The sequence below is a fragment of the Candidatus Caldatribacterium sp. genome, assembly GCA_014359405.1.
GTDB lineage: Bacteria > Atribacterota > Atribacteria > Atribacterales > Caldatribacteriaceae > Caldatribacterium > Caldatribacterium oleiphilum.
Genome location: JACIZN010000061.1, coordinates 1 through 11,014, shown reverse-complemented (window position 1 = coordinate 11,014; position 11,014 = coordinate 1). Strand labels below are relative to the sequence as shown.

11 protein-coding genes are annotated in these 11,014 nt (G+C 56.8%); all 11 read left to right on the top strand.

Going from position 1 to position 11,014, the window contains the following annotated elements:
- Positions 1-143 precede the first annotated feature (143 nt).
- A complete protein-coding gene (gene dnaN, locus H5U36_06020) occupies positions 144-1,229 on the top strand; it encodes a DNA polymerase III subunit beta (GenBank protein MBC7217697.1) in 1,086 nt (361 codons plus the stop codon).
- A gap of 9 nt (positions 1,230-1,238) precedes the next feature.
- Positions 1,239-2,318, top strand: a complete 1,080-nt coding sequence (locus H5U36_06015; protein MBC7217696.1) for a DNA replication/repair protein RecF — start codon at positions 1,239-1,241, stop codon at positions 2,316-2,318.
- Positions 2,311-2,598: a DUF721 domain-containing protein gene (locus H5U36_06010; protein ID MBC7217695.1), complete on the top strand. Its 288-nt coding sequence runs from the start codon at positions 2,311-2,313 to the stop codon at positions 2,596-2,598. Before H5U36_06015 ends, H5U36_06010 begins: the two co-directional genes overlap by 8 nt.
- A 6-nt stretch (positions 2,599-2,604) precedes the next feature.
- Positions 2,605-4,506 carry a DNA topoisomerase (ATP-hydrolyzing) subunit B gene (gene gyrB, locus H5U36_06005; GenBank protein ID MBC7217694.1) on the top strand — a complete coding sequence of 634 codons (1,902 nt, stop codon included), beginning with the start codon at positions 2,605-2,607 and terminating at the stop codon, positions 4,504-4,506.
- Between the two features lie 11 nt (positions 4,507-4,517).
- Positions 4,518-6,938: a DNA gyrase subunit A gene (gene gyrA / locus H5U36_06000; protein MBC7217693.1), complete on the top strand. Its 2,421-nt coding sequence runs from the start codon at positions 4,518-4,520 to the stop codon at positions 6,936-6,938.
- Positions 6,935-7,966 (top strand): aminotransferase class I/II-fold pyridoxal phosphate-dependent enzyme, encoded by a 1,032-nt coding sequence (locus tag H5U36_05995; protein ID MBC7217692.1) that lies wholly within the window; start codon positions 6,935-6,937, stop codon positions 7,964-7,966. The genes gyrA and H5U36_05995 overlap by 4 nt, the downstream gene beginning before the upstream one ends.
- Positions 7,956-8,486 carry a bifunctional adenosylcobinamide kinase/adenosylcobinamide-phosphate guanylyltransferase gene (cobU, locus tag H5U36_05990; protein ID MBC7217691.1) on the top strand — a complete coding sequence of 177 codons (531 nt, stop codon included), beginning with the start codon at positions 7,956-7,958 and terminating at the stop codon, positions 8,484-8,486. Before H5U36_05995 ends, cobU begins: the two co-directional genes overlap by 11 nt.
- A complete protein-coding gene (cobS, locus tag H5U36_05985; protein ID MBC7217690.1) occupies positions 8,483-9,217 on the top strand; it encodes an adenosylcobinamide-GDP ribazoletransferase in 735 nt (244 codons plus the stop codon). Before cobU ends, cobS begins: the two co-directional genes overlap by 4 nt.
- Positions 9,193-10,092, top strand: a complete 900-nt coding sequence (locus H5U36_05980; GenBank protein MBC7217689.1) for a hypothetical protein — start codon at positions 9,193-9,195, stop codon at positions 10,090-10,092. The genes cobS and H5U36_05980 overlap by 25 nt, the downstream gene beginning before the upstream one ends.
- Positions 10,089-10,688, top strand: a complete 600-nt coding sequence (gene cobC, locus H5U36_05975; protein ID MBC7217688.1) for an alpha-ribazole phosphatase — start codon at positions 10,089-10,091, stop codon at positions 10,686-10,688. Before H5U36_05980 ends, cobC begins: the two co-directional genes overlap by 4 nt.
- Positions 10,685-11,014: cobalamin biosynthesis protein (locus tag H5U36_05970; GenBank protein ID MBC7217687.1), on the top strand; the 330-nt coding region annotated here is incomplete at its 3' end. The genes cobC and H5U36_05970, both read left to right, overlap by 4 nt.

Sequence of the window (11,014 nt, the reverse complement as noted above, 5' to 3'; positions counted from 1 at the left end):
AGCATCCACACCTTTTGCACAAGGGGTAAGACCTTGAAGGAGGAGGAAGGGAAGGACTTTTCCACAGATTTTTCCCTTTCTCCTACGACTCCTCCTAAAGAAGAATCTTAGAAAAGAGAAGGAGGAAGGAAGGAGGGCATTGTGTGGATATTCGGGTCGACGCACTGGCGTTCAAGGAGGCCTTAGGCAAGGTCTACCGGGTTGTTTCGACGCGCCCTGTGACCCCGGCCCTTTCGGGAGTCCTTGTGGATAGTTCTGGGGATAGTGTGCACCTCACTGCCACGGACCTTGAGGTGGGCATCACATCCCTTCTTGAAGGGAAAATTCAAGAAGAAGGGAAAATCGTCCTTCCGGGCAAAGTTCTCTACAACATTGTGCGGGCTCTACGGGGTGAGGTGCACCTTGTGGCACAGGGAGAGAAGGCCCTTCTCTCGTCGGGGAAGAGCCGTTTCGAACTCTCCGGGTTTCCCCCGGAGGATTTTCCCTTCTTCCCGGTTGTGGAATCTTCCTCCGCTATTAACCTTCCTGGAGAGCTCCTGAAAGAGGCACTCCTCCGGGTGTACTTTGCGGTCTCAAAGGATGAAACCCGTCCGGTCCTCACCGGGGTTCTCTTTGCGTTCGAAAAGGACTCCTTTGAAGTGGTGGCGACCGATGGGCATCGTCTGAGCCGAAATGTTCTTCCTCTCCCGGGGGTGGAAAGAGAAGCAAAGTACATCATCCCTCAGAAGGCTATTTCTGAGCTCCTTCGCCTTCTTGGGAAGGAAGAGGTGTCCTTTGTGCCTCAAGATGGGAGTGTCCTCTTTAGGATTGGAACAACCCTCCTTTTCTCCACCCTTGTTGAGGGGGAGTACCCGAACTACCGGGAGGTTATCCCCCGGGAGTTCGTGAGCCGTGCTGAAGTTCCCCGTGAGGAGTTCCTCGAGGCCTTGGAACGTGTTTCCCTCGTAACCTCGGGGGTTCCGGTGGTGGAAATGTCCCTGGGCGGGGGAAGCATAGCGCTTCGCCTAACAGGCGATGTCGGGATTGCCGAGGAAGAGGTGAGTGGTGTCACAGAGGGTACCCACCTCAAGGTGGCCTTCAACACTCGGTACCTTCTTGAAGCGCTTCGGGCTGTGAAAGACGAGCGGGTGGAGATTGGTCTTTCAGGGGAGCTTGCTCCGGCGCGTCTTTCGGGGGCCTCGGGTTCCTTTGAATACGTGCTCATGCCCGTCCGACTCCAGGGAGCGTGACGGCCCCCAGTGCATTTTGAGGCGGTTACCCTTCTGCGGTTTCGAAACCTCCGGGAGGTCCGTCTCTCCTTAGGGCAAGGGGTTTTTGTCCTCTTTGGGGGTAACGCTCAGGGAAAGACGAATTTCCTTGAGGCTCTCTTTCTTGTGGCCCGGGGTTTTTCTCCCTTTTCCTCCCGCGATGAGGAGCTCATCAGCTTCGGAGAGGATTCCGCCGCTTTGGCTGCTCGCTTTGTGGAAGGGAGCTCGTTCTTTGTGCGACAGGTGGTCTTGAGAAAGGGAGGAAAGCGGGAATGGCGGAGGGATGGGAAAGTTGAGAGGAAGCGTGTATCCCTTCCTCTTGTGGGGTCCTTTCCCGAGGACCTTGCCCTTGCCGAGGGCGAGCCGAAGAAGCGGCGGGACTTCATCGATCGGGCGATAAGTTTCCTTTCTCCCCAGTTTGAGGCTCTTTTGGGAGACTACGAACGGATTCTTACCCAGCGGAATCTCCTTCTTAGAGAAAAAAAGGACGAAGGGCTCGTTGCTGTCTACGGAGAGCAGCTTGTAGCCCTTGGCGCAAGGATTGTTGAAGAGCGTCTCCGGTACCTCCGGCTCTTTGTTCCTTTTCTCTCCCGGGCGTACCGGGATATCTCGGGGAACGACGAGCCTCTTGAGGTGCGCTACGAGTCGAAGGGCTACAGCTTGCGAGAGGGGGTTCGGGAGGGCCTTGCGAAAGCTGCAAAGGCCCTGCAGAAAGAGGAGTGGGAGCGGGGAATGACTCTCTTTGGCCCCCACCGGGATGAGATTTCCTTTCTCCTCGGAAAGCGAGACGTTCGGGAATTCGCCTCTTTTGGGGAGAAGAAGAGTGTCGTTTTAGCGTTACGCATGGCGGAGAAGGCTGTGGTACAATGGATACGGAAAGAGAATCCGGTGCTCCTTTTGGACGACGCATTCCCGGGCCTTGATGCGCAGAGGAAGGCATTCCTCTCTTCGTGTGTCTTCTCAGGGGACCAGGTGTTCCTCACGACGACTGAGGAGGACATAGCCCGGGAATTTGCAGAGCGTGGAGCCAGGATTTTCAGGGTGTGCGAGGGGAGAATCGAGGATGCGTAAACCGCTCCCCATAGGGGAGATTGTGGCAGAGTACCTGAAAAAGAGTGGCCTTTTCCCAAAGGTTCAAGTTTACCAGGTGATGGAGCGCTTCGGGGAATGGTTTCCCGACCTTTCTTCCCTGTGTACACCCGCTAAAGTTTCAAGAAACGTCCTTTTCCTTGAGGTAGAGGATCCTCTGTACCTCTGCGAGGTCGAGAGTAGAGTAGACGAGGTTCTCTCCTTTTTCAGAAATCAAGGAATCCCAATTGAAGCGGTTAAGGTCCGTGTGCGGCTGAGGTGACGGAAAGTGACGAAGAAGGAATGCTACACTGCCGATGCCATTCAGGTCCTTGAGGGTCTCGAGGCGGTGCGGAAGCGCCCGAGCATGTACATAGGGAACACCGACATCGGCGGGTTGCACCACCTGGTCTTTGAGGTGGTGGACAACAGTGTCGATGAGGCCATGGCGGGTTTCTGCACCGAAATCTCGGTCACCATTCACAGAGACGGGAGCGTTTCAGTTCTCGATAACGGCCGGGGAATCCCGGTGGGTATCCATAAGGGGACGGGAAAGCCTGCCCTTGAGGTTGTGCTCACCACGCTCCATGCGGGAGGGAAGTTCGAAAGCGGCGTGTACACGATTTCTGGGGGACTCCATGGCGTTGGCATCTCAGTGGTCAATGCTCTCTCTGAGTGGCTTGAGGTGGAGGTGAAAACGCAGGGACGGGTGTGGCGCCAGCGCTACGAACGGGGGAAGCCGGTGACTCCCCTCTCCGCTGGGGAAGAAACAGAAGAAACAGGGACGTATGTCCGTTTCAAACCCGATCCTCTCATTTTCCCTCAAACGGAGTTCCACTTCGACATCATTGCTGAGCGCCTCAAGGAGCTCGCCTTTCTCAATCCTGGACTTACCCTGAGCCTTTACGATGAACGTTCGGGGAAGAAGAGAGTCTACGCTTCGACTTCTGGCATTCGGGAGCTTGTGGTTCACCTCAACCAGGGGAAAGGGGTGCTCCATCCAGAGCCGATTCACTTTTCCGGCGAGCGGGATGGCATCCGGGCGGAAGTTGCCCTCCAGTACAACGATGGGTACCTCGAGACGGTGCTCTCTTTTGCCAACAACATCCGCACCGGAGAAGGAGGGACTCATGTCACCGGCTTCAGAACTGCCCTCACCCGGGTCATCACCGAGTACATGGAGCGGCACGGCCTTTTGAAGGAGAAGGATGAGCCGCCCACGGGGAACGATGTCCGGGAAGGATTGTGTGCGGTCATTCATGTCCTTGTTCCTTCTCCCCAGTTTGAGGGGCAGACGAAGACACGCCTTGGGAACCCGGAGGTCCGAAGCTTCGTCGAGGACCTCACTGGGACGTTCCTTGGGGCTTTCTTTGAAGAGAATCCGGCAATTGCTCGGGCGATTGTCGAGAAGGTTTTGGAGAGCGTTCGGGCCCGTATCGCAGCTAAGAAAGCCCGGGAGCTTGCCCGAAAAAAGGATAGCCTTGATTCTGTGTCTCTTCCGGGGAAACTCGCCGATTGCACGGAACGGAACCCTGAGGCGGCGGAGATTTTCATCGTCGAGGGGGATTCTGCAGGGGGTTCGGCAAAACAAGGAAGGGATCGACGGTTCCAGGCGGTTTTGCCCCTGCGGGGGAAGATTCTCAACGTGGAGAAGGCGAGTCTCCACCGGATCCTCTCAAGCGACGAGATTCGGAATATCGTCGCAGCTTTGGGGTGTGGCATTGGGGAGGATCTCTCTCTTGAGAAGCTCCGCTACCACAAGGTCATCATTATGACCGATGCGGATGTCGATGGGGCCCATATCCGGACGCTCCTTCTCACGTTCTTCTACCGGTACATGCGTCCGCTCCTTGAAGGCGGGCACATCTACATTGCCCTTCCACCCCTCTACCGCGTTCGAGTGGACAAGAGCGACTACTACGCCTTTGACGATCGGGAACTCGAAGGCATTCTCAAGGGTCTCAGGAACAAGAAGTACACCATCCAGCGGTACAAAGGCCTTGGAGAGATGAATCCGGAACAGCTCTGGTACACCACCATGAACCCAAAAACTCGTACCATAAAGAGAGTCACCATAGAGGATGCCCTTGAGGCCGAGGCAATCTTCAGCATCCTCATGGGAGATGCGGTGGAACCCAGGCGGGAATTCATCCAGGAACACGCCCTTGAAGTGGTGAACCTCGATATCTGAAGGTGGTGCCTGTGGAGGAAAAAGGGAAGGTCCTTCTCGTAGATGTTAAAGATGAAATGAAGGAAGCGTACCTGAGCTATGCGATGAGTGTCATTGTTGGCAGGGCGCTTCCCGATATCCGCGACGGATTGAAGCCAGTTCAGCGAAGGATTCTCTACGCGATGCAGGAGATGAACCTGCGGTCTGATGCCCCGTACCGGAAAAGCGCCCGCGTGGTGGGGGATGTCCTTGGAAAGTACCACCCCCACGGGGACATGGCGGTGTACGAGGCTCTGGTGCGCCTTGCCCAGGACTTCACCTGTCGGTACCCCCTTGTGGACGGCCACGGGAACTTCGGCTCGGTCGACGGGGATCCCCCGGCGGCGATGCGCTACACAGAAGTCCGCCTCACCCCGATTGCCGAGGAGATGCTCTGGGACCTTGAGAAGGATACCGTGGACTTTATCCCCAATTTCGATGAATCCCTGAAAGAACCTGTGGTTCTTCCTGCAAGTTTCCCGCAACTCCTTGCCAACGGAGCTTCAGGCATTGCCGTCGGAATGGCCACCAACATCCCGCCCCACAACTTGAGAGAGCTCATCGACGGGCTCCTCTACCTCCTTGATCATCCGGAAGCAACCCCTGAGGACCTTTTGCGTTTCATTCCTGGCCCTGATTTCCCCACAGGGGGAAAGATTGTCGGACGGCAAGGCATTCTTGAGTACTTCCGGGAGGGAAAAGGAAAGATTGTCCTCCGAGGTGAGGCAACGGTTGAGGAAATCTCCCGGGGAAGGCAGGCCATCGTTATTCGGGAGATCCCCTACCAGGTGAACAAGGCTGCTTTGGTCGAGCACATTGCCCGGCTCATAGAGGAGAAGAAGCTCCCTGATGTGGCCGAAATCCGGGATGAGTCCGACCGAGAAGGCATCCGGGTGGTCCTCGAACTCAAGCGAGGCGCCAGTCCCCAGTACATCCTCCGTTACCTTTACAAGCATACCGCTTTGGAGACGAGTTTTGGAGTTATTCTCCTTGCCCTTGTGGGGGGAAAGCCGGAAATCTGCAACATGCGGGAGGCTCTGGGACACTTCCTCGAGTTCCGTAAGGAAGTGGTCCTCCGCCGGAGCCGCTTCGAGCTCAAAGAAGCGGAGGAACGGGCTCACGTGCTTGAGGGTTTCCTCAGGGCGCTCGACATGATTGACAGGGTCATTGCCCTCATCCGCTCCTCCCAGAGCGTACCCGAGGCGAAAGAGCGCCTCATGGCAGAGCTCGGCTTTACGGAAAAACAGGCTCAGGCCATTCTCGAGCTCCGTCTCCAGCGCCTTGTTGCCTTGGAGCGGGAAAAGCTCAAGGAGGAGTACGAGAAGGTAGTGGCAGGGATTGCCCGCCTTCGGGACATCCTCGAGAAAGAAGAAGTCCTTCGAGAGTGCATTCGGGAGGAACTCCGAAGGATTCAGGAGCTCTACGGGGATGAGCGAAGGACCCGAATCCTTGATGAGGAAGAAGGGGAGGGTGAAGAGGAGCCCCTTGTCCGGGAAGAAGATGTCGTAGTGGTTCTGACTCGTGATGGGTACGTGAAGCGGATGCCCCTTGGTACGTACCGGCGCCAGGGTCGAGGCGGAAAGGGCGTGAGCGCCCTGGTCACCGGAGAAGAGGATTCGGTGTGCTCCATTGTGGTTACCACCACCCTTCACCGGATGCTCTTTTTCACCACCCGGGGAAAAGTCTTTCAGCTTCCGGTGCACCGCCTGCCGGAGATGGGGCAGCGGGCAAAGGGTATGCACCTTGTGAACTTCCTCTCCCTTGAGGAAGGAGAAAGAGTCGTCACCCTCATCCCCTTGCGGGATTTCAAGGAAGGAAAGTACCTCTTCTTTGCAACGGCCTCGGGGAAAGTGAAGAAGATGGACCTTTTGGAGTTTCTCTCCATCACCCGGCGGGGCATGAAGGTCATAGAACTTGAAAATGGCGATACCCTTGAAGCAGTTTTCGTGACGGGAGGGAACGACCAGGTCTTTCTCGCGACAGCCCTGGGCTTTGGCTTGAGTTTCAGGGAGGACGAGGTCCGACCCATGGGGAGAACTGCCTCAGGAGTTCGGGGAATGAGTCTCCGGGAGAACGACCGGGTTGTGGGAGCATGCATCTTGCGCGAAGGCGAGACGCTCCTTGTGATTACCTCTTCGGGGATGGGAAAGCGAGTGGATGTTTCTGAATTCCCGGTCCATCACCGAGGGGGGATGGGCATTCGTATCCTCAGAGAATCCGAGCGCACGGGGGAGATTGTGGGGATTGCTCCCGTTCGGGGGGAAGAAGAAATCCTCCTTTTAACCCAGAATGGTACCCTCATCCGGGTCCACACCGGGGAAATCCCCATCCAGGGCCGGGTAACGCAGGGGGTTCGCCTCATTCGCCTTGAAGGGAACGATCGAGTCTCCTCTTTCGCAGTTGTTCTCCCATGAAGAGGACTCCCCACGGTGGCCGGACCATAGAGCGGTGGCGGGAGGGGAAAGAGGGATTAGACCTGAGCGCAAGCATTAACCCCCTTGGTCCTCCTGAGGTTCTACGGAGGCACTGGGGAGAACTGTACCCGTACGCGGCCCTCTATCCTCCCCTTGACCCCTTTTTCGCCAGCCACTTCATCGGAAGAATCTATGGCCTTCCCGAGGCTACCATTCTCCCTTGCAATGGTGCGACTCAAGGAATATACCTCCTTGCCCGGTTTCTTCCGGGAGAAAGAGTGGTCATCGTGGAACCCTGTTTTGGAGAGTACCGTGCTGCCTTTGCGCTTTCGGGAAAAAGGATTACCTTTTGGTCGGTTTTCCCGGAAAGAAGACTTGGGGATCTCAAAGAGGCGGACATTATCGTTTTTGGGAATCCGGGAAATCCCCTGGGGGATATCGAGGCCCTCGACCTCTACTTTTGGGCCCGGGAACAGGGACTTTCCACCACCTTTGTGGTCGACGAAGCCTTCCAGGAGTTCATGGACGAGGAAACCTCACTCACCGGGAAGGTTTTTGAAGACCGGAATCTCTATGTCGTCCGGTCTCTTACAAAGTACTTTGCCCTTGCCGGTCTTCGGGGAGGGTTCCTTGTCGCTCATCCGGAGAACGTTGCTCGTCTTGGGGAGCACCTCGAGCCCTGGAGCGTCAACGCCCTCCTTGTCCGGGCTCTTGAAATCCTCGCGGAGGAGGATCTTACGTCCTTTCGGGAGGCAACGCGGCGCTGGCTCAAAGAAGAGAAGACCTTTCTTGAGAGCGCTTTTCGGGAGATTCCTTTTCTCTCCTTTTACCCTTCCCGGGTGAACTTCTACACCCTGTGGGTTCAGGAGGAACATGTGGGGATTGTCCCTTTTCTTGAAGAGCGAGGAGTTTTCGTCCGTAGCCTCTCTGATTTTGTGGGTCTTGATGAACGCTTCTTCCGGGTGGCGGTGCGAACGCGAAAGGAGAACGAGCATTTCCTCAAGGCGGTGCAGGAGTATGGAGGCTGAGCGGGTGCTCATCCTGGGAGGAGCGCGAAGCGGAAAAAGTCGCCTCGCCCTGGAGATGGCCCAAGGTACGGGAGCTCCCGTCATTTTCTGCGCCACAGGTGTTCCCACCGATGCAGAGATGGAGGAACGTATCCGCCGTCACCAAAGGGAACGCCCTCCGGGCTTTACAACTGTCGAGGTCCCGTATGGATTGAGCCCCCTTTTCGCTCTGGAACTTTCGGGAAAAGTGGTGCTCTTGGACTGCGTTTCGTTTCTCGTGAGCAATATCCTCCTTGAGGAGAATGACGAAGACCGATCCTACGAGAGAATCGTGGGCGAGTTCATGGAGCTCTTTGCTCGGCAGGAAGGAGAGCCCTTTCTTCTCATCCTCGTGAGCAACGAGGTGGGAATGGGCGTTGTGCCCCCTTTCCCTCTCGGTCGGAGCTTTCGGGACCTCCTCGGACGGGTGAACCAGTGGCTTGCCGAACGGGCCAACCGGGTGTACCTTGTGGTTGCGGGAATTCCATGGCAGCTCAAATGAAGCGTCTCGTGCGGCTTCTGCGATTTGCGGTGAGCTTCCTTACCCCCTTTCCCGTGGGTTCTGGAAACTACGAGCCCGGAGACCTTGCCCAATCGGCGGTCTTTTTCCCTCTTGTGGGTCTTGGGATCGGAGCTCTTCTCTCCTTTACCCGTTCTTCCCTCCTTAAGTGGACTGGGGATTCTCTCCTTGCGGCGTTTGTGACTCTCTTTGCCTGGATTTTGCTCACCCGGGGACTCCACATCGATGGGGTGGCGGATGTGTGCGACGCTCTTTTCGCCCCGAAAGGAAAGAGGGAACTCATCCTCAAGGACCCAAGGGTGGGGACCTTTGGAGTTTTGGGTATACTCTTCGTGCTTGGCGCTAAAGGAGTTGTACTTGCGCGCCTTTCTGGTGGGGTCTTTCCCCTTCTCCTTGCCCCGGTTTTCGGAAGGGCGGTGGCCCTCCTCTTCGGGGCTTTCTTCAGAGCGCTCCCCCGAGAGGAGAGGGGCCTTGCCGAGGAGTTCGTGGGAAGGGTTCCGAAGCTTGCCTTTGTCCTTTGGGCTTTTGGCATAGGAGGGATGGGGTTTCTGGCCCTTGGGTGGCGTGGTGTTTTGAAAACCGCCCTGAGCTTTGGTATCATGTTCACACTTGGGAGGGGAATGGCCCGGTTCTTTGGAGGTCTCAACGGGGACATGGTCGGCGCGGGAATAGAGTGGGGGGAGGCAATATGGCTTTTCCTTTGGAGGATGTGAAGAGCGCCCGGGCCCTGTGCCCAGGGAGCGCCGGAGAGGTTATCCAGGGGATGGTGGAGGGGCGAGAGGTCCTCGTCTCTCTGACCATTGACCGTTTCAGCGAGATGGAGGTTTTCTTTGGGAGCGCCAAGAGCATACCTCGGGAACTCTGGAAGAGCAGGAAAGCCTTAGAACTCGCTTTGGAGTACTTTGGGGTGAAGCACCTTAAGGGACAAGTTGCTTTTTGGAGGAGACGCTCCCTTCCTGAAGGCAAGGGATTTGCCTCAAGCACCGCTGACATCGCGGCGCTCCTTGGAGCGCTGGCGCAGCTTTTGGGAAGGAGGATCCGGGGGGAAGAAATTGCCCGGATTGCCCTTGCAATTGAGCCGACAGATGGAACCTTTTTCCCAAACTGGTGCCTCTTCGACCACCTTCGTGGAGAAGCCTTCCTGTCCCTTCCTGCTCCCCGCCACCTTGGCCTTGTGGTTGTGGAGCTCTCAGGGAAAGTCGACACCCTTTCGGTGGACCGGGAGGGTCTCCGCCGCCACTTCGAGCAATTTTCCCGGGAGACGGAAGAAGCCTTTAGAATGCTTGAACGAGGGCTTGAGGAGGGGGACCTCACCCTGGTGGGAAAGGCGGCGACAACAAGTGGTTCCATTATGGAAGAGTACGAGCCGAACGCCGTGTTCCGCTTGCTCCTCGAAGCCTCGAAGGACATCGGAGCCTTGGGAGTGAGTCGGGCCCATACCGGGAGTTCCTTTGGGGTGCTCTTTGACCTCCGCCGTATTGGGCTTTCAGAAGCCCTGCGGCGGGTTCAAGCGGTTCTCAAAAACGAGAGGGTTACCCTTTGGGTGGCTCGAGCTATCGGTGGAGGTGTGCGGGTGGTGGGAACGTGAAGGAGATTTACTTGGTGCGCCACGGAGATACGGACGCCACGGAGAAAGAGTACTTTGCCGGTTGGATGAACCTTCCCCTCACCCCTTTGGGGCGGAAGCGAATCCTCAGGGTTCGTGAGTTCCTGGGGGCAAAGCGCTTCGACTACGTTTTCGCAAGCCCCCTTGCCCGAACAATTGAGACGGCCCTTCTCCTTGCAGGACTCGAGACACCCCTTGAGATCTGCGAGGACATAAAGGAGCGGTCCTTTGGGAGCTGGGAGGGGAAAAAATGGCGCAATCTCAAGGATGAGTTCCCCAAAGAGGTGGCGGAGTGGGAGAGAGATCCCCTCCGTTTCACTCCGCCAGGTGGGGAGAGCTTCGAGAAGGTCCTCGAGCGGGTTGTCCGTTTCTGGGAGCGACTCCGGGGATTCCCGGATGGACGGTACCTCGTTGTCACCCATGCAGGAGTCCTACGGTGCTTTCTTGTTCATCTCCTCAAGATACGCTTCGAGCAGACCTTTTCCATTCTCCTCAACCCGGGGGCACTCATTACGGTTCAGGAGAAAGATGGTTTCCCTCAAGTAACGGGACTTTTGAACCTCGAGGTGGAGCCATGATCGGGCTTTTCCGAATGCTCTTTGGAGTTGGGCTTGATCTTGTCTTTGGGGACCCACCGGCGTTCCATCCCGTTGTGGCCATAGGACGTCTCATCGAGTTCCTCGAGCGGCTTCTTTTCCCGAGGGAGCGGAACTTCAAGCGGGAATTCATCATGGGGTTTGTGGTCCTTGGGCTTGTTGCGGGAGGCTTGGGTGTGGGGTACTTCTTCCTGCGCCGCTTCCTCTCTCAAGTTGCGCCGGCGCTTTTTGTTGCTGTGGAGGTGTACTTCATCTTCTACTTCCTTGCGATTCGAACGCTCCTTGAGCGGGGGAAGGAGATCGAGGAG

Bases quoted from the DNA above. Each gene is read 5' to 3' on its own strand.
- H5U36_06010 (MBC7217695.1), top strand. From the start codon at position 2,311: ATGCGTAAACCGCTCCCCATAGGGGAGATTGTGGCAGAGTACCTGAAA.
- H5U36_05995 (MBC7217692.1), top strand. From the start codon at position 6,935: ATGAAGAGGACTCCCCACGGTGGCCGGACCATAGAGCGGTGGCGGGAG.
- cobU (MBC7217691.1), top strand. From the start codon at position 7,956: ATGGAGGCTGAGCGGGTGCTCATCCTGGGAGGAGCGCGAAGCGGAAAA.
- cobS (MBC7217690.1), top strand. From the start codon at position 8,483: ATGAAGCGTCTCGTGCGGCTTCTGCGATTTGCGGTGAGCTTCCTTACC.
- H5U36_05980 (MBC7217689.1), top strand. From the start codon at position 9,193: ATGGCTTTTCCTTTGGAGGATGTGAAGAGCGCCCGGGCCCTGTGCCCA.